We start from the raw sequence: 20,009 nt of genomic DNA, 5'->3' as shown, positions 1-20,009 counted from the left end.
GTTTCTCGCTCGATAAATACCCTTAAGGAGTTCACACTTTTTTCCTGGCTGGTGTCTTGGGGAGTAGTTGATGTATAATCAAACTCAATTTCTGATACCTTTTTGTTGGGAGTGAGTAGCAAACCAGGAGAACTACTCAAACGTAATAATATTAATCTGCCATAGGGGGGATAATTAAGTGCTTCCCTTTGTTCTAATTCTGCATCACAAAAAGATTGATAATCATGGGTTTTCACTGCTTCAATAACTGGATGTTCTGGGGTGTATGTTTGGATAATTACTCTACCGGGATCTTCTCCTCTTCCCGCCCTTCCTGCAACTTGGGTTAAGGTTTGAAAAGCTCGTTCACTAGCGCGATAATCTGATAAATGTAGCAACCCATCAGCCGCAACTACTCCTACAAGGGTAACTTGGGGTAAGTCTAAACCTTTGGTGAGCATTTGTGTACCCACTAATAAGTCTGCTTCACCGTTGGCAAATTGGCTGATCAGGGTGCGATGTGCGCCTTTTTTGCGGGTGGTGTCGCTATCAAAACGAATTGGTTTAATGTGGGGAAATTGGCGTTGTAGTTCCTGGGTTACTCTTTGAGTACCACTACCAAAGAATTTGAGGTAGGGTGAACTACATTGAGGACAGTTTTTAGGGTGTGGTTGACCATAATTACAATAATGACATTTTAATAACTGGGGTGCGCCTTCTTCTACATGATGATAAGCCAAGGATACATCACAGTTGGGACATTCCAGCACATAACCACAGCTACGACAGGAAACAAAGGTGCTATGTCCCCGACGATGAATAAATAATATTCCCTGTTGTTTCCTTTGTTTTAATTCTTCTAAAGCTTGTTGTAGGGATCTACTAAATATTGATCTATTTCCTTCTTTCAACTCTTGACGCATATCCACTATTTCTATAGGTGGTAGGGGTTTGGAGTTGATGCGTTCAGGAAGGGAGAGGTATTGGTGATTGGTGATTGGGTTGTTGATCTCTCCCTGCTCCCTGCTTCCTGCTCCCCTGCTTTCTTTGATACTTACCCAACTTTCAAGGGAGGGGGTAGCAGAACCTAAAATTAGGGGGCAGTTTTCTAGTTCTGCACGCCATTGGGCTACTGTGCGGGCGTTGTAAGTGGGGATGGGTGAGTCTTGTTTAAAGCTGCTGTCGTGTTCTTCGTCGAGGATAATTAATCCCAGGTTGGGTAAGGGGGAAAAGATGGCGCTGCGTGTTCCTATGACTACTTGGGCTTCTCCGGTAAACATTTGTCGCCAGGTGTCGTAGCGTTCACCGTCGGAAAGGGCGCTGTGATAAACTTGCACTTTGTTACCAAAACGGGCGCGAAATCTATCTGTGAGTTGGGGTGTGAGGCCAATTTCTGGGACTAATACTAGGGCTGATTTTCCTTGGTTGAGTAGGGGGGCGATCGCCTGTAGGTAAACTTCGGTTTTTCCTGAACCTGTTACCCCATGTAATAAAATTTGAGCAAATCCGTTTAATGATTTGATGGTTTCTAAAGCATTAGTTTGGGCTGGTGTTAATAATTTGGCTTGATCCCCGGCTATTTTGGGTCCTTGTTCTCTGCGTAGTTTTTCCCGTTCTTCAATGACAATACAACCTTTTTGTTCTAATCCTCTTAAAGTAGGTAGTGTAGTTTGACATATCTCTACACACTCTGTCACCCATAATTCACCACCATGATCTCCCAGTATTTTCAATATTTCTTGTTGCCGTTTAGTGAGATTCATGTATCTTCCATGATCAACTAGCGTTACTGCTAGTTTCATTTGTGGTTTAGATTGAGTGAATTTGAAATAGCTTTCTGCCCAGTTTCTATCTATTAATTGTTTTTTTGCCCAATAAAAACCTTTGACTTGACGTTTGAGGTATTGAAAACTGTAATCTCCATCTGGTTGCGATTCAAGTATTGTCAGTATTTCTTTGGCAGCTTGAGAACGTAAAAATTCGGCTGCACCATTGGGAATATTTTCTGGTTTTAGTCGCAGACGACTTTGCGATCGCCCTAATAATCCTGGTGGTAATGCTACCCGAATGACTTGAATTAATGGTGTGTAGTAATAGGCGGCGATGCGATTCAGTAATTCCCAATAGGTGCTAGAGAAAAATTCTTTGCTGACTACATCTTGTACTTCCCGAATTTTCTCTAGTCCTAAATTTGCTGGTGGTTGGGATAATAAACGAATCGCTATTCCTCCTAACAGTTGTGTCCTCCAGGGAACTGTTAAAATATCACCCGGTTTAATATCTAAATGTTCTGGTATCTTATAAATCAATAGCTCCTTGTTAGATAGTTCATCAACTGATAATTCCTGTTCTGGTATGGCATCATTTAATAAATCTTTTTCTACTGTTTCATCAATTGCTACATTCTCTTCTGGTGTTTTATTTGTCGTCGGCGCTAAAGTTTTTGACAAATCTACCAATACTTCAATCCAAGGATAAAGATTTGTTTTGGACTGGTATGATGATCCTGGTTCAGCTACCAATAGAGAGGATAAACTTACATCCTGAATATACATAATTTTTGGCTTTTTTAATAGATATTTGCTCATCTGAATGAATCAAATTCACCAGACGCACTTAACGTTTAACTACTATTTTACTACAAACAAACTGTATTTCGCAATACTTTTATTACTCATGATAGTTGATAACTTTGTTTATATGTCATCTTATAGACAAAATAATTTCTACAATACGTGCAATAAATATTTTATGCTAACTACACAAATGAAAGTATATCCGATAATAATGAGTTGTTTTTGTCTACTAAATAGGTAGTAGAGTTTTTCCACCTATTGATAGATATTCAATAGTTTTTGTATGTGAGATGCTTTGATACAATCAAGATTGTCCGGATTTTAAGCTACCATTTTTGTAATTTGGATCATTTGGGAAGCTTTAACTTAGGAAGCTTTAACTTTTTTACTCCAAATCAAACAAAACTTCATGGAAATACATAAAAATTTAACGTATAGGGTCTTTAGATGGAATTTTTATATTTGTTAAGCTGGAGAATGTTTGAGGGGGGTTTGACATATTTGGTGATGAAGAAAAAAATTAGAAATATGTCTGCTGGTAGTGGGGAAAGATGGTATTTTGGGTGCAAAGACCATATAAATTGTATCTAGATGTAACCAAAATATGGCAGACAGATACATATTTTCTTTCCGAATCAAGAATTTTCAAGAAGATTGTATTTGGCTGGGTAAATGGGTGTATATGTCGGTAAAAACTAACTATTCTCAAACGAGCAGCTGTCACTAAATTTATGTACCAAACCAAGCAACTATCCCAAAAGGAAACTATGAATCTTGCTGAATTGGGAACAATGGAAATACTGGATAACGCTGCTGATCATGAAGAACCATCACTTGATAGTTTAGATGCAGTAGTATTTGAAGACTCTTCAATTGTGGAAAATTTGGAGTCAGATGAACGAGATGGGGATGAAATGGCAGCGGCACGTCCTTCGGGATATAATAAAACCGAACATGACGATGCTGTGGGCGCGTTTTTTAAGGAAATGGCGCGTTATCCTCTCCTTAAACCTGACGAAGAAGTAGAGTTGGCGCATAGGGTAAGATTTTTAGAAGAAGTAAAAGACTTACAAGCTGCTTTAGAAGCAGAACTGGGACACAACCCCAGCAAAAGCGAGGTAGCTGCTAAGTTTGATATGACGGAAAAACAACTGGAAAGTCGGTTGTATCAAGGTAGGGTAGCGAAGCGGAAAATGATTCGCTCTAACTTGAGATTAGTAGTATCTATTGCTAAACGATATCTTAATCGGGGAGTGCCTTTTCTAGATCTAATTCAAGAAGGGGCTATGGGTTTAAATCGCGCTACAGAGAAGTTTGATCCCGATAAGGGCTATAAGTTTTCGACTTATGCTTATTGGTGGATTCGACAGGCGATTACACGGGCTATAGCTAATGATGCCCGCACTATCCGCCTACCAATTCACATTGTTGAAAAACTCAACAAACTTAAAAAAGCCCAAAGAGAACTTAAACAAAAACTCGCTCGCAACCCGACAGAAGCGGAAATGGCCGAGTCGTTGGAAATAAGCGTTCAACAACTGCGTCAACTGCAACAACTACGCCGGCAAGCATTATCTTTAAATCACCGTGTTGGTAAAGAAGAAGATACAGAATTGATGGACTTGTTGGAAGATGAAGATAACCAATCTCCAGAAGCAAAAATGAATGAAAATATGATGCGTCAGGAGATATGGGAGGTTTTAGGTGATGTTCTCACTCCCAGGGAAAAAGACGTAATTTCTTTACGCTATGGACTGACAACCAGCGAACCCTGTACTCTGGAAGAAGTGGGGAATATGTTTAACCTTTCCCGTGAACGAGTACGGCAAATTCAAAGTAAAGCGATGCGAAAATTACGCCGTCCTCATATCGCTAAACGTTTAAAAGGTTGGTTAATTTAAGGCAGGAATCAGGAGTCATTAGTCATTAGACCTCTCCAAAATAGAATGTATTAATTTGTCATAAGTTGTAGGGGCGAAGCATTTGGGCAATAATTTAACGGAAAAATCAGACATCTAGATATCCCAAATGCTTCGCCCTGCCCCCATAAATAGGTTCCATAATTTCTTTTCTGGAGATATCTATTAGTCATTAGTCATTAGTTAAGAAAAATTACACACTTAGCTATAAACTATTTATAGACGTTGAACTATAAGCTAAAAACTAATGACTTTTGGTAGTGATTTAATGATCAGGTTTGCTGAACCTGGTGATAGTGCTGTGTTGTTTGAATTGATACAGGGCTTGGCAGAATATGAAAAATTATCTGCTGCTGTTACTGGTAATGCAGAAACATTAAACGATCATTTATTTGGTGAACGAAAATATATAGAGGCGATTTTAGCAGAAGTCGCAGGTAAAGCTGTGGGTTTTGCTTTATTTTTTCACAATTATTCTACATTTCTCACCAAGCCAGGAATTTATTTAGAAGATATTTTTGTTTTACCTGAATATCGTCGTCAAGGTATTGGTAAAGCACTGCTGACTAAATTAGCAAAAATAGCTGTTGAAAGAAATTGTGGGCGCTTAGAATGGAGTGTTTTAGATTGGAATGTTTCCGCACAGGAATTTTACCGGACTATGGGGGCTGATATTTTAGAAGATTGGCGAATTTGCCGAGTCAGTGAACCAGCAATTACTAGATTAGCGAATCAATAAACATCTTTTCACCTAAGCATTCAGCCTTCATCAGTCGATTTCCGGCAGTAAAAGCCTAATTATTAGCATTAATGTTAGCATTTTTTAGATATGAATTTTTAATTTTTAGTTAAAAAATGATTTTTTGGCTAATTAAATTTGGGTTTAATATAAATTAATATATATTCCCAACCATTGCAATAATAAGTCTTACATCTATTATGCTTAATAATTTAGTTCAATTTTTACAGTTATTCTTTTGATTTATACAAGACAATAAAAAGAGAATTATGGAGCAATTACCTCCTAATCAGCAATTGTTGTAGAGAGAACACAAAATGAGAAAGATTATTTCTGTATTACTATTAGGCATCACTATCTTCACCTTTGCCTTCATTAATCCTGCTTTCGCTGCTGACACTGGTGCTGGAGAAAAAATATTTACAGCTAATTGTGCTTCTTGTCATGCAGGTGGTAAAAATTTAGTTAATGCTGCTAAAAGTTTGAGTAAGGCAGACTTAGAAGAGTACAATATTTACTCTGAATCTGCTATTATTGCTCAAGTTACAAACGGTAAAAATGCTATGCCAGCTTTCAAAAATAATTTGTCAGCTGATGATATTGCCAATGTAGCTGCTTACGTCATGGAAAAAGCGGAAGCTGGCTGGTAAATAGATTTGTCAGTGAGTTAATAATAGTTATACCTGAAAGGGTAAGACAAGAGATTCCCAACTGTTTTGGCAGTTGGGAATAATGCTTGATAATTCAAAAATTATGAATCAGAATTACTATTTAGCGGTTGCTGAAAAAGTGATCTGTAGAGGCTAGGAAACACTGACCTTTACATAAATTTACATTTACTGCAAACCCGTGATATAAAAAGAACGTCAGGTAAATTTTGCCAAAATGACCTCCAAGTTTTACAGCTTGTCGTTTGACTGATACAACAGAATCCAAAGAAAATTATGAAGCATATTGCACCAACTCAACGATTGTTGTAGAGAGAACACGAGATGAAAAAGATAATTTCCGTATTACTGTTAGGCATAACCATCTTCACTTTTGCCTTCAGTAGTCCCGCTTTAGCAGCAGATACAGTTGCTGGAAAAGCAGTATTTACAGCTAATTGCGCTCAATGTCATGCGGGGGGTAAAAATTTAGTTAATGCTGCTAAAAGCTTGAAAAAAGAAGCTTTGGAAAAGTACGGTATGTACTCTGATGAAGCTATTATTACTCAAATTACAAACGGCAAGGGTGCGATGCCAGCCTTTGGTAAGCGCATAAAAACCGAAAACATTGAAAATGTAGCTGCTTATGTGTTGGAACAAGCAGATAAAAATTGGAAGTAATACAATTTACTTTCTGAATTGAAATAATTATTGGCGGGGCTTTTTGTCTCGCTAATTAATCCAATTATTAGATAAGTAGAAACAACTAATAAATTATAAAAACATAAACAATAATTAAAATATGGGTTTTTCGATTGTAATTGTAGAGCAGCGAGAAAAAGAAGCTAAAGCACTTAAATCTTTTTTATTTTGTAGTCTCATCGCTTCTTTAGTATTTCATATTGGGGTTTTAGCTTTAGGGATTGGCAAATTTATACAAAGAGTTTCTCAAACTCAAGAAGAACCAATTGAAATCACAATTGTGGAAACTGTTCCGGAAATAATAGCCAAACCACAAGAGATAAAAAACTCTCAACCAAAGATAAATTCTGCTAGTGGTGGTAGTGGTGGTAGTGGTGGTAATAACAATTTTAAAAGTTCTCTTCCAGAAAAAACTACCTTGAGCGTGAGTAATGCTGCTATTCAACCTGTAGTTAAACAAACCCAACTGAAAACTACTCAAAATTTTGTTGTCAAACAACGCCAAACACTAACTATTCCTGAAAAGACGATAACACAACCAAGTTTAACAACTACACCTATTACTAAAACTATTCCTGAACCGACGATAACACAACCAAGTTTAACAACTACACCTATTACTAAAACTATTCCTGAACCGACGACAACACAACCAAGTTTAACAACTACACCTATTGCTAAAACTATTCCTGAACCGACGACAACACAACCAAGTTTAACAACTACACCTATTTCAAAAATAACTGAAAAAATAACTGAAAAAGTAGAAACTGAAACAACCACTCAACCCACAGTTGAACAACCTGAACAAACTGTCATACCAGATACAAAACTTTCAAATGTTCCAGCACCAAAGTTAATAACTCCTAGCAGTGTTAGTGTTAGTTCCAACAATACTTTTACTACTTCATCTAGTCAAAATAGTTTAAGTAATTTAGGTAATCGTTTGCGGTCTGGTTTAAGTAAAGGTACAGAAAATGGGACTGGAAATGGTGAGGGTAGCGGTACTGGAGATGGTATTGGAAATAGTGCAGGTAAAGGTACTGGAAATGGCACTGGAAATGGTATTGGAAATGGTGCAGGTAAAGGTACTGGAAATGGTATTGGAAATGGTGAGAGAAATATTGCGATCGCACCAAAACCACGTCCTGTCAATGGGACAAAATTAAATCGTGCAGATTGTATTAGATGTGATATCAAATATCCCGATAAAGCCAGAAGGCGGGGTATAGAAGGTCGTGCTGAAGTTGCTCTTGATACGGATATTAATGGTAATGTTACCTTTGTGCGGTTAATTCGTTCTAGTGGTGATAGTGAACTAGATGAAGCTGCTCAACAAGCTGTACAAGAGTGGAAATTAACACCTTTAGATGGTGGTAGACAAGGTGTGAGAGCATCAATTAATTTTGCGATCCAAGGGTCACAGCGTCATCGTCAAATCAAAGAAAGACAAAGAGAAAGACAGAGAGAAGCTTCTCAACCAAAACCAAAAATTACCAATCCTCAAGAATCTACATCTTCACTAGAACCAGTCAAATCTGATACAGAAAATCAGGTTGATGAAAGTAAAACCCAGGAAGTAACACCACCTGATTCTACCTCTTCTGAGTCTAATAGTGATTCAGAAAATAATTAGGTGATCTGAAATATGACAGCTTGTCTTTTGACAGTTTTTATATAAACAGAGAGAATACCTACATTTGTTTTTACCAAGTGTGAGTTGAGAAAGATGAATAATAATTTTGTTTTCCTGCCAGTTTTTTTACTGAGTTTACTGGTAGCTTTTCCTGCTGTCGCTAATAATAATAAAACTAAAGATCAGGTAGTAAATTCAGATATTCCTAGTTTAAATGAAATTCAACTACCTGCCACAAATGCGAACTTATTAACTCAACAACCTGCGGAAACCGAAGTTAAAAAAAACACAGAAACAGATTTAAGTCCTACAGAACCTACAGAGGATACAGATATTTCCATTGAAGCGATAGGAGAAAAAGACGCTTTACCCGAATCTACACCAACTCATGTAATTGAAAAAGAAGAAATCGCAAAACAAGGTGCTACTAGCGTTGCTGATGTTTTAAAAAAAATGCCTGGTTTTGCTATTAATAATGTGGGACATGGTGCTGATATTCACACCGGAACATATTATCGCGGTGCTTCGATTAATCAATCTGTATTCTTAATTAATGGCAGACCATTTAATAATGATATTAGCACCTATCATGGTGGAACTGACTTAAATAGTATTCCTGTGGAGGCAATTGAAAGGGTAGAATTATATAGCGGTGCGGCTTCATCTTTATATGGTTCTTCGGCTTTTGGTGGGATTGTAAATATTATCACCAAAGAAGGTTTTAGGAAACCAAAATTAACTGGTAGTGCAGAATTTGGATCTTTAAATTTAAATAATCAACAGGTTACTTATTCTGGTTCTGCTAATAAAGTCAAATACAATTTCAGTTTTGAAAGATTCTTTATAGACAACCGTTATCGTGTTCCTGTGGGTGCAGCAAATCGTAATCCTGCGGATGGTTATTTATTTAATGCTGATACTGCCACCAGTACCTATTTTGGTAGTATTGGTTTAGATTTAGATGCTAAAAATTCTGTGAATTTAGATGTTACTGCTCTTAGCAGTCGTCGGGGATTAATTTATTTTGGTTTTCCTTTACAAAGAGATAGATTAGATCATGATAGTTTAAATATTGGGTTATCCTGGAAAACTCGACTGGGTAAAGATAACGATTCAAATTTAACAACTACTATCGGTTATAATCAAAATTACTTTAGTACATACGGACCAACGGGACCAGGAGGAATTTTTTACCGCACGGGAATTTTAGATACTAAACAAATTACTACTAGGGTAGATCATGAGTGGAAACTGAGCGACAATAATCAATTGCGTTGGGGTTTAGATTTAAAAAACACTGATTTAATAGGTGATGTGTTGAGTACAAACCCTGCTCTTGCTGCGGAAAATGAAAAGGAAGATAGAAGTGTTTTAAATACGGCTTTGTTTGCTGTGAATACTTGGAAAATTAGTGATGATTTTCTGATTGATTTGGGTTTAAGACAAAGCTTTGATAGTCAGTTTGACAGTTATTTCAATCCCAGTGTTGGTTTCCGTTATGGAATTAATTCTGTAGTTGCTGTGCGTGGAAGTTGGGCGGGGGCGCAACGTAATCCTGGTTTAGATCAATTATATGTTTTTGACACTGTTCATAATTGGAAACCAAACCCAAATTTAAAACCAGAAACTGGTTCTACTTGGACTGCGGGAGTGGATTTTAATTTATCTAGTAGTTTGCTGGCGCAGTTGACTTATTTTGGTAGTAGTTTAGATAATCGCTTGGGAATTATTGCTGGTAGATGGGAAAATGTGGGTTTGGTAGATACTAATGGTTTAGAAGCTGCTTTGCAATTAAAATTAGCTCGTGATTGGTCTACTTTTATCAACTACACTTATACAGATGCCGAAATTAAAACGGGAAGGGAAACAGGTTTACAATTAGGTTTGATTCCTTATTCTTTGCTGCAAGGTGGAATTGGTTATCAAAAGCATGGATGGGAAGCTAATTTGTATCTGACTTATAATAGTGGTACTCGTCGGGCTGTGTTTGCTAATACCGCTGCTGGTGAGAGACCTACAGATTTTTCACCTTCTTTTGTAAATTTAGATTTGAGTGGTCGTATTCCTGTGAGTCAAAATTTAGGATTGACTTTTTACTTGGAAAATTTGTTCGGTGAACAATATGAAAAGGTGAATCGTATCTATAGTCCTGGTTTTACTTTTCGTTTGGGGTTAACTTCTAGTATATAGTTGATTTTTAGATTCCCCCAACCCCCTTAAAAAGGGGGGACTAAATTCTTTAAAGTCCCCCTTTTCAATGAGGTTTTAGGGGGATCTGAAAATATTTGATACATCATGAGAGACTTTTCAAACATCCTCTAAGAAGCTACCAGTTGATGTAACTCTTCTGGTGTTAAGTGAGAGTGTACAACTTTTCCATCACGAAACCAAACAATGCGATTGGTTTGACTAGCAACTTCCGTTTCATGAGTCACCATCACAACTGTAATTCCCGTGCTATTTAATTCACCAAAAATATCTAAAACTTCTTGAGTTGTGCGAGAGTCTAAAGCACCGGTAGGTTCATCTGCTAAGAGTACAACAGGACGGTTGACAATTGCACGAGCGATCGCTACTCTTTGTTGTTGTCCTCCTGATAACTGAGTAGGTTTATTATTTAAACGTTTTTCTAACCCTACTTTTATTAATGCTTCCGCAGCACGTTCTTTTCTTTCACTGGGTTTTACCCCAGCATAAACCATTGGTAACATCACATTTTCTAAAGCTGTAAGTTGGGGTAATAAATGAAATTGTTGAAATACAAAACCCAGCTTTTTATTTCTAATGTGTGCTAAGTCCTGATCATTCATTTGGGCAACATTGACATTATCTAAATAATAATTACCAGAACTAGGACGATCTAAACAACCGACAATATTCATCGCTGTAGATTTTCCCGACCCAGAAGGACCCATAATGGCACAATATTCACCTTCATGAATAGATAAGTTGATATCATTTAATGCTTGTACTTCTGTTTCCCCCATTCCGTAGACTTTAAATATATTTTCTAAACGGATAATTTCTGATTTTGGTTCAGAGTTAGGAGAAAGAGAATCATGAATAGTGAGAGTGTTAGACATAGAGATTTAATTTTCTAATGATTAGTTTACAAAAGTAGTTTTTTGTAATTACAATATTATAATAGAACTCTTGCAGAATTCATTGATAATTTGTAAATCCTTAAATCCTGGAAATCTTGATTCAGACATTTTCAATTACTCACGCACTCCTCAACGCCACAATAGGATCAAGTTGTGCAGCACGACGCGCAGGAACAACCCCAAAAAATAAACCAATACCCCCAGAAATACCCACCGCCATACTAATAGAAACAAAAGAAATACTTGCTTCTAAAGGACTTACAGCAGCGACTAACATTATACCCCCAACTCCCACAGCAGTACCAACTACACCACCAATGACAGAAACAATAACTGCTTCAATCATGAACTGAAGTAAAATATCTTGTTGGGTAGCACCTATCGCTTTTCTTAAACCAATTTCTTGGGTACGTTCAGTTACAGAAACCAACATAATATTCATAATTCCAATACCACCAACAAATAAGGAAATAGCCGCAATTCCTGTTAACATAATTGTCAAAGCACCGGAAATTTGACCGACTGTTTCTAAAGCATCTTTTTGGGTACGAATAGTAAAGTCATTTTCCCCCACTAATTTATGTCTTTGTCGCAGTAAATTAGTAATTTGAAATTCTGCTGCATCCACACTATCAGCATCTTTAGCAGAAGCAACAATATAAGTTACTTCTAAACCATAAGGTGAGGTTTTACCCACTAAACGATTTGCTGCTGTCATAATGGGCACTAATGCAGAATCATCATAATTTACACCCAAATTTGAACCTTTTTCTGTTAAAACACCAATTACTTGAAAGCTGGTATTTTTGATTCTAATTGGTTGACTAATAGGATTTTTATCACCAAAAAGTTTTTCTTTTAATTTCCCACCTAAAACCACAACTTGGTTACTGCGCTTCATATCTATGTCGGTGAAAAATCTTCCTGTTGCTACTTCAAAATCACGTACTTTCAAAAAACTAGGAGTTGTACCAATAATATTCACATTGGTATTTCTGTTTTTATAAGTAACAACCTGTCTACTATTTAATTCTGCTGTTGTTTCTGCTATGGTCGGTACTTGAGTATCAATTGCATTCGCATCTTCTAAAACTAAAGTTCTCACAACATCCCTAGAAACTCGCTGAACTTCTTCATTACCAGGAATCACAAATACAACATTTGGACCCAAGGAATTTAATTGGTCAGATACAAATTTTTGTCCACCTTCACCAATACCAATCATCGCAATTACTGAGCTATTGCCAATAATAATCCCCAGCATTGTTAAAACACTTCTCAGTTTATTAGATATCAGGGTTTTACCTGCCATTTGTACACTTTCTAGAAAATTCATAAGACGTTTGATTTTGGATTTTAGATTTTGGATTTTCAGAATTATTCTTCTTTCTCTATTTAACTCCTAACTCCTGTAAGGGCGAAGCATTCGGGCGATAAATTATCAATTTTTATCACAGGTTATTTTCCGAATGCTTCGCCCCTACGACTCCTAACTCCTGTCACCTATTTTTTCTCTTTTTTAATCTTGTAATCTTTTGGAGGATTAATAAATATTAAATCACCTGTTTTTACACCCTCTAAAACTTGAGTTTCATTTTTAATTTGTGTACCAATAGTAATTTCTCGAAGCTGGGGTTTATTATTTTCATCTGGTACTAATACCCCTGTTTTGCCATTTTCCGTGAGAATAGCGACAGTGGGTATAGTTAAAGCGTCATTAATGCGATCGCCCAAAAATGTCACATCCACATTTAAACCAGAACGCAATTTATCCACACCACTATCAATATTTATCCGCACCTGAAATGATGTTACACCTTGTTCTACAACTGCTTCAGGAGCAATTAAACGTACACTCCCTTTAAACACCTGATCAGGATAAGCATCAGCGACAATTTCTACTTCTTGTCCTTGTTTAATTCTCCCAATATCAGTTTCAGGAACATTCGCCAAAATTTCTAAACCTCTAGCTAAAGCAATAATTGAAGTGGAAGTAGCAGAAGCATTACTAGAAGCAGAAATAGCAGGACTAACATAACCTCCTAATGTGGCATATCTTTGGGTAACAATTCCAGAAAAGGGAGCGCGGATAATTGTATCTTCTAACTGTACTTGTTGCTGTCTTAATTGAGCATTGGCAGCTGTTACAGCTGCTCTCAAACGAGCAATTTCTTCAGGACGACTACCATTTTCTAACTTTCGCAATGCTTCCCTTTCTTGGGTAACAACTGCTTGTTGTCTTTTGATATCTTCATCACGGTTTCCAGCTTTTTGCAAAGATAATCGCTTTTTTGCTTCTTCTAAACTGGCTTTTGCTCTTCTATCTTCAGTAATGTACTGGTCTAAAGTATCTTGAGAAATAGCACCTTCTTTAGCTAAAGCTTGGTAACGCTTTACCCTGGATTGAGTTAGTTCTACCTGAGCGTTAGCAGCATCTACAGCCGCCCTAGCTTGATCAATTTCCTGCGAACGATTACCAGCACGAATTACAGCTAGTTGAGCTTGCGCTTGTGCTAATCTCGCTTTTGCTTGGGCAATTTCTTCAGGACGACTCCCTGCTTCGCTTTCTGCTAGTTGTGCCTTGGCCTGTTCTAAGTTAGCTTGATACTGAAGTATCCGCATCTTGATTTCGGAATTATCCATGCGGGCTATAATTTGCCCCTTTTGGACTGTTTCTCCCTGTTCAACGTTTAATTCTGCTAATAATCCCGGACTTTTCGGGCTAATATTCACGCTTTGTACTGGTTGCACTTTCCCACTCGCTGTAATTCTCACTGTGACGCTTTTTGCTTCCACGGGAACAGTGAGTTGAGAAATGTCTTGTTTGCTGTTTTCCCGGTTTACTACTTTTAGGACTGTTGTTGTCCCCACAACGAAAACACCAGCAGCGACTAAACCCATCAGCCAGCGTAATGGATACTTAACTTTTTTGCCTATCAGTGGAATTTCTGTGTAGCTAGTCATATTATTATTTGCCTTCTTATTTGTCTAAAATTTCGTAAATTACCCAATTTATCAAGTTTTGATCTCAATACTAAACAATCTTTTGCTATTAACTGACAAATAACTAAGATGAATAGATGTAAGTTCTTATTTATACTAAAAGTTTAGAGAATGGTGCGCCCTCACATCATAGGGTGAATTTTACTGGTGTTGAGGAAAGACGAAACGTGGGTGTAATCACTAATCACCAATCTCAAACCACAACAATAAAATGTAAGTAATCACTTATTAATTGATAATTGACAGTTGATAATTGACAATTGTTTCATTCAAGGTTTAACACCTCCTCTTTACAGGGTAAAAAAGCCAAAAATTCCGCTTTTTCAAGACTCTGACTTTCAGGGAAAGGTAATTGTCAATTGTTCATTGTTAATTGTCAATTGTTCATTGTTAATTGTCCATTGTTGAATAATTGCCCAAATTAATTGGCTAAAAATATTACACTCACTTGTGCAATTAATATTGAGATTAAGTAGGTGAAATTCCCTGCCAAACTATCTCTATGAGATTCTGGACAAATAAGAGTTCATCTGTAGGTCGTTCTCCTGTGGGGTGTATATGCTCTAAGAAAACATAATTCATCAGTGATCCTAACAATATCATAGCAATAGTTTGGGGATCGCAGGGGCGCAGTCTTCCTTGTGCTATTTCCCTTTCTAGAAAATTGGTAAATGTTTTCAAATCTCGGCTAGGTCTAGAATCTGCGCGATTGAACATTTCTGGGATTAAATTACCACGCGATCGCAACATCATCAAACGTGGCATTACTTGACGATTAAATTCTAGAATCTCTAGACTCAAATCTATAAGATTTTGTTTCAGATTTCCTTTTCCCACCAAAGCGTCAAGTTTCTTTCCCCAAGGTGATTTTTCAGGAATACCCATTGATGCAAAGAAAAGTTCTTCTTTAGTGGAAAAGCGTTTGAAAATAGACGCTTCTGAAATTCCAGCTTTTTGAGCAATTTCCAAGGTTGAAGCCCCAAAACCTTGCTCAAGAAATATTTCACGGGCTGCATCTAATATTTGCTCATTGGTAATTTTTGGTGTCCGTGGCATAAATAAGTATGTTATTACTTATTAATATAACAAATTTTCACAATTAATGTCAATTGGGAATTGGGTTATTCATCCAATCACCAATCACCAATCACCAATCACCACTATTCTGTAAAATTTACCTGTCGTCTACAGTGGAAATCGTCTAAGCTAACGGTAAAGATAAATTGATTTGTGGCTAAGAGGCGGTAGTGTGCCAAAACACCTTAATTTTATTTCTTTTCTAATTGTCTGTGGTTTATGGAATCTGCCCCAAGCAGTTCACGCACAGGCGCTAATACCTCATACAGTAGAGATTGATACAGCTAAGTTAGAGAAGCAGGGTTTGAGCTTGGCTCAAGAAGCTGCTCAATTAGCTCAGTTTCAGCAAATTGATATGGCCTTGCCAAGAGCGAGGCTGGCGACTCAACTAGCTCCTAAAAATGATAAAGTATGGTTCCTGTTAGGTGGATTACATCTGCAAACAAAAGAGTTTGATGCAGCGATCGCAGCTTTGAAAAAGGCACAAACTCTCAATCCCAAAAATGCGGATGTTCTTTTTGCTATAGGTTCAGCTAATTTTCAGAAAGAAAATTATCAAGCTTCAGCCAACTATTATCAAGCTGGGTTGAAGTTACAACCCAATGATCCAGAAGGGTTGTTTGATCTGGGTAATGCTTATTATATGCTCGGTCGTTTACCAGAGGCGATCGCCAAATTTAATGAATCTGTATCCCAGGATAAAAAATTCTGGCCAGCAGTTAACAACATTGGCTTAATTAAATACGAACAAGGGGATGTTGAAGGCGCAATAAAGAAATGGCAAGAGGCAATTGCTATTGACAAAAAAGCAGCAGAACCTTTATTAGCACTAGCAGTAGCACTGTATACTAAAGGCGATAGCCAACAAGGTTTAGCAATAGGGCAAGAAGCACTCCGCATAGACCAACGCTATGCAGAATTAGACTTTCTTAAACAAAACCTTTGGGGTACACGCCTGTTACTAGATGCCAAAAAGTTCTTGGATTTACCTCAAATGCAATCAGCCCTATATCCACAGGAAGATGTAATCATCCCCGATCCACCGACTGCACAGTAGATTCTTTCCCAAAATACAAATATTGCCAAATCTTGATGGGTGAACGTTGCTAATATCAGTTATCAATACTCAAAGCTAGTTTTTGGGGAGAAGTTCCATGATTTGCTCAACAAATTGCTGATGGTCAACAACTGGTTTTGAGATGTAGCCATCAGCACCACTTTGTTTAAGAAAGTTCTCGCGGTCGCCTTCCATAGCGTGTGCAGTCACTAAAATCACAGGTAAATTTGCGGTTTGTGGGTCAGATTTTAACATTTGTGTAATTTTGATACCATCAACAGACTTGCCTTGATAAATACTACGTGACAGAGAAACATCCATTAAAATCAAATCAGCTTCCCCAGCTTGGGCAATTTTTATTACTTCTTCCACATCTTCCGTGTGTTTTACCCCCAAGCCACCACGTTTGGTCAAAATCTTGGAAAAAACACGAGCATTAATCAGATCATCTTCGACAATCAAAACTGTTTTCATGAGAATTTAAGAATTTAAATTAGGGTGAATATGGGAGGATTACAAGCAATATTGGATTTCTGCTTTGGGATTTTCGATGGGAAAGTGTTGATGGTTAAGGTGTTTCCACAATTTGAAACAGTATAACCGCTACCAATTTGGTATAAGACGTTATGCAGCAAATAATATTTGCCACCCGTTTAATAATCAATGTGTATCCCCAACATCAAGGATAATACTACGGTTTTTTATCCTCTGAGAATCAAGATTGTGTGAGGAATGCTATTTCATTGGTAATGCTGTGGTTGTTACAGTGGTAAGTTACAGCGATTTTTGTATAGTTAGAATTCAGGGAAAAAACTCATGGCACAACAGTTAAACCTTCTCTCCACGGGACAGGTAATTCCAACACCCCTGCACACCGAGATGCAACGGTCTTATCTAGAATATGCCATGAGTGTGATAGTTGGGCGAGCATTACCGGACGTGCGTGATGGCTTAAAGCCTGTGCATCGGCGGATTTTGTATGCCATGCACGAACTCGGTTTAACACCAGATAGACCTTATCGCAAATGCGCTCGCGTAGTTGGTGACGTATTAGGTAAATACCATCCCCACGGGGATCAAGCTGTTTATGATGCTTTGGTCAGGTTAGTACAAGATTTTTCCAGCCGTTACCCCTTACTAGCCGGACATGGTAATTTTGGCAGTGTGGATAATGACCCACCAGCAGCAATGCGTTATACAGAGACGCGCCTTGCACCAGTGAGTCATGAAGGAATGCTGGCAGAAATTGGCGAAGAAACTGTAGAATTTATCGGAAATTTCGATAATTCACAACAAGAACCCACAGTATTACCTGCTCAGTTACCATTTCTCTTACTTAATGGCTGTGCTGGTATTGCTGTGGGAATGGCTACAAATATTCCACCCCATAATTTAGGGGAAATAGTCGATGGTTTAATAGCTTTAATTGATAATCCAGATTTAAAGGATGAGAAGTTATTTGAGCTAATTCCTGGACCTGACTTTCCTACAGGTGGGGAAATTGTTGGTAACTCAGGCATTCGAGAAGCATACACTACCGGTAAAGGTGGGATCGTTCTCCGGGGTGTAGCTACCCTAGAAGAAGTTATGCCAACTAGGGGAAGTAAGCGCCGGACAGCGATTATCGTCACAGAATTACCGTATCAAGTGAATAAAGCTGGCTGGATTGAAAAAGTCGCTGATTTGGTCAATCAAGGTCGTTTACACGGCATTTCTGATTTGCGAGATGAGAGCGATCGTGAAGGAATGCGAGTAGTCATTGAACTCAAACGCGATACCAACCCCCAGGATGTCCTCCAACATCTCTACCACCAAACAGCCCTACAAACTACCTTTGGCGCAATTCTTTTGGCTTTGGTGGATGGACAACCCCGCCAGTTAAGCTTGCGGCAAATGTTACAGGAATTTCTCAATTTCCGAGAACATACCCTTAATCGTCGCTACAGTTATGAGTTAGGTAAAGCTGAAAATCGTTTAAATATCGTCACTGGTTTATTAACAGCTTTATCTAACTTAGATGAAGTAATTGCTATTTTAAGGCAAGCTACCGATGGTAGTACAGCCAAAATGACTCTTTGTAGCCAATTAGATTTGAGTGAAGTACAAGCGGATGCCATTTTAGCCATGCCATTACGCCGTCTCACCAGTTTAGAACAACAAAATTTACAGCAAGAATTTAGTGACCTCAACGCGCAAATTACCTCATTGCGGAGATTACTGGAAGACCGACGGGAATTACTGAAGTCTTTGAAAAAGGATTTGCGAACTCTCAAACGCAAATATGAAGATGCTAGAAGAACTAAAATTTCTTCCATCAGCGATATCCCAGTTAAACAAGAAAAGGGCAAAACAGAAACAGAGGAAAATTCCAAATCTGAACAACCCTCAGAAGAAGCTATTTTAGAATTTACTCAACGCGGTTATGTACGTCGTCTTTCTCCTCATGGGAAGAAGCCAAAAACTGAAAACAGTTTGCATGAAAATGACTTCATTATTCAAACAGCGGTAACTGATACCAATCAAGATTTGCTCATCCTCAATACTGGGGGCAAAGTTTACCCTGTGAAGGTGGGAGATATTCCCGCCACAACTGGACGTTCTCCACGGGGAACACCATTAATTACCATGCTTACCAGTACGGCTCAAGCCAATGTAGAAGGTATTGTTAGCCGCTTTGTGCTGCCAGAAGATCCTGAAATTAATCAAATTGTACTGCTGACAAAACAAGGGCGCATTAAGCGTCTGGCTTTGGAGGAATTTGCTAATCTCAGTCGGCGCGGAATTACGATTTTAAAACTCAAAGATAATGATGAATTGTCTTTTACTGAGTTTACCACCACAGGTCAACATCTGATTTTAGCTAGTTCTGGCGGCCGCTTGTTGCGATTTGCCGTTAATGATGAACAGTTACCTCTTATGGGACGTGCGGCAATGGGTTTACAAGCTTTTCGCTTGGTAAAAAATCAGCAAATGGTCGGCTGTGCGAATGTTGGTAAAGATGATCAGTTATTGCTGGTTACTCAAGAAGGATACGCCAAGCGAATACCCGCCAGCAATTTAAGAGCAGCTAATCGTGGTGATTTAGGTCTACAAATCCTCAAGTTTCATAACAAAACTGATCATTTGGCGGGAATGGTACGTGCTATCTCTGGTACAGAGGTGGTAATAGTTACTAACAAGGAGCGAGTGGTCAGAATACCTGTGGACTCTGTGCCGATGCTAGATAGAGATGCTAAGGGTGAAAGTGTTTTACAAGTCAATCGAGATGAGGTAATTATCAGCGTTTTTGAGGTGCGATCATAAATTTAGAAGTTTAGCTTGGAAGTTCAGGGTGACAACATTCTTGTCACCTGTTGGCTAATCAATTTATAAGATTTGTTAAATTATGTTCACAAATCTCTACACAAACATAAATCAATATTGCATTTCTGAAAAAAATTGTGTCTCCTAACCATCCTGTTAATGCTGGTACGTCTGGTACTGGTTGGGAAATATTTGGTACAGGTAAGGAATAGGCGGTGAGAATTTCTGGTTTTACTTGTGCTAATAAGGTGGAAGTTGGTATTCCCC

15 protein-coding genes are annotated in these 20,009 nt (G+C 38.0%); 8 read left to right on the top strand and 7 right to left on the bottom strand.

The window, feature by feature from the left end; genetic code table 11:
• A partial coding sequence (gene priA, locus FFR48_RS14150) for a primosomal protein N' (RefSeq protein ID WP_137667791.1) occupies nucleotides 1-2,534 on the bottom strand: 2,534 nt, incomplete at its 3' end.
• Nucleotides 2,535-3,286: 752 nt separating this feature from the next.
• On the opposite strand from priA, the gene FFR48_RS14145 reads away from it, so the two are divergent.
• The 6 genes from FFR48_RS14145 to FFR48_RS14120 all read left to right on the top strand — a co-directional run bounded on the left by FFR48_RS14145 (nucleotide 3,287) and on the right by FFR48_RS14120 (nucleotide 10,388).
• The gene (locus FFR48_RS14145) at nucleotides 3,287-4,456 is read left to right on the top strand and encodes an RpoD/SigA family RNA polymerase sigma factor (RefSeq protein WP_096569022.1); all 1,170 of its coding nucleotides are present in this window, start codon (nucleotides 3,287-3,289) and stop codon (nucleotides 4,454-4,456) included.
• Nucleotides 4,457-4,721: 265 nt separating this feature from the next.
• On the top strand, nucleotides 4,722-5,213 hold the full coding sequence (locus FFR48_RS14140; RefSeq protein WP_137667790.1) for a GNAT family N-acetyltransferase: 492 nt from the start codon (nucleotides 4,722-4,724) through the stop codon (nucleotides 5,211-5,213).
• A gap of 317 nt (nucleotides 5,214-5,530) precedes the next feature.
• Entirely contained in the window at nucleotides 5,531-5,863 is a 333-nt protein-coding gene (gene petJ / locus FFR48_RS14135) for a cytochrome c6 PetJ (protein ID WP_137667789.1), read from the top strand.
• A 342-nt stretch (nucleotides 5,864-6,205) separates the two neighbouring features.
• On the top strand, nucleotides 6,206-6,541 hold the full coding sequence (gene petJ / locus FFR48_RS14130) for a cytochrome c6 PetJ (protein ID WP_137667788.1): 336 nt from the start codon (nucleotides 6,206-6,208) through the stop codon (nucleotides 6,539-6,541).
• A gap of 121 nt (nucleotides 6,542-6,662) precedes the next feature.
• A complete protein-coding gene (locus FFR48_RS14125; protein WP_137667787.1) occupies nucleotides 6,663-8,198 on the top strand; it encodes an energy transducer TonB in 1,536 nt (511 codons plus the stop codon).
• A gap of 93 nt (nucleotides 8,199-8,291) precedes the next feature.
• Nucleotides 8,292-10,388: a TonB-dependent receptor plug domain-containing protein gene (locus FFR48_RS14120; protein ID WP_137667786.1), complete on the top strand. Its 2,097-nt coding sequence runs from the start codon at nucleotides 8,292-8,294 to the stop codon at nucleotides 10,386-10,388.
• A 128-nt stretch (nucleotides 10,389-10,516) separates the two neighbouring features.
• On the opposite strand, the gene FFR48_RS14115 is transcribed toward FFR48_RS14120, so the two are convergent.
• From FFR48_RS14115 to FFR48_RS14100, 4 genes are all read right to left on the bottom strand, one after another.
• On the bottom strand, nucleotides 10,517-11,281 hold the full coding sequence (locus tag FFR48_RS14115) for an ABC transporter ATP-binding protein (protein ID WP_096569040.1): 765 nt from the start codon (nucleotides 11,279-11,281) through the stop codon (nucleotides 10,517-10,519).
• A gap of 139 nt (nucleotides 11,282-11,420) precedes the next feature.
• On the bottom strand, nucleotides 11,421-12,638 hold the full coding sequence (locus FFR48_RS14110) for an ABC transporter permease (protein ID WP_137667785.1): 1,218 nt from the start codon (nucleotides 12,636-12,638) through the stop codon (nucleotides 11,421-11,423).
• A 167-nt stretch (nucleotides 12,639-12,805) separates the two neighbouring features.
• Entirely contained in the window at nucleotides 12,806-14,266 is a 1,461-nt protein-coding gene (locus FFR48_RS14105; RefSeq protein ID WP_137667784.1) for an efflux RND transporter periplasmic adaptor subunit, read from the bottom strand.
• Nucleotides 14,267-14,773: 507 nt separating this feature from the next.
• Nucleotides 14,774-15,361: a TetR/AcrR family transcriptional regulator gene (locus tag FFR48_RS14100; protein WP_137667783.1), complete on the bottom strand. Its 588-nt coding sequence runs from the start codon at nucleotides 15,359-15,361 to the stop codon at nucleotides 14,774-14,776.
• A 193-nt stretch (nucleotides 15,362-15,554) separates the two neighbouring features.
• On the opposite strand from FFR48_RS14100, the gene FFR48_RS14095 reads away from it, so the two are divergent.
• A complete protein-coding gene (locus FFR48_RS14095; protein ID WP_096569052.1) occupies nucleotides 15,555-16,439 on the top strand; it encodes a tetratricopeptide repeat protein in 885 nt (294 codons plus the stop codon).
• A 75-nt stretch (nucleotides 16,440-16,514) separates the two neighbouring features.
• Here FFR48_RS14095 and FFR48_RS14090 read toward each other — a convergent pair whose 3' ends face one another.
• Nucleotides 16,515-16,913: a response regulator gene (locus FFR48_RS14090; protein ID WP_096569055.1), complete on the bottom strand. Its 399-nt coding sequence runs from the start codon at nucleotides 16,911-16,913 to the stop codon at nucleotides 16,515-16,517.
• A 342-nt stretch (nucleotides 16,914-17,255) separates the two neighbouring features.
• Here FFR48_RS14090 and gyrA point away from each other — a divergent pair, with 342 nt between their 5' ends.
• Complete coding sequence (gyrA, locus tag FFR48_RS14085) at nucleotides 17,256-19,742, top strand: DNA gyrase subunit A (protein WP_096569058.1); 2,487 nt, start codon at nucleotides 17,256-17,258, stop codon at nucleotides 19,740-19,742.
• Between the two features lie 58 nt (nucleotides 19,743-19,800).
• Here gyrA and FFR48_RS14080 read toward each other — a convergent pair.
• The coding region (locus FFR48_RS14080) for a hypothetical protein (protein ID WP_162501884.1) at nucleotides 19,801-20,009 on the bottom strand (209 nt) is incomplete at its 5' end.

It is taken from the genome of Sphaerospermopsis reniformis (assembly GCF_005402885.1).
Classification (GTDB): domain Bacteria; phylum Cyanobacteriota; class Cyanobacteriia; order Cyanobacteriales; family Nostocaceae; genus Sphaerospermopsis; species Sphaerospermopsis kisseleviana.
The sequence above is the reverse complement of the archived record's forward strand: the minus strand, read 5'-3'. Positions and strand labels throughout refer to the sequence as shown.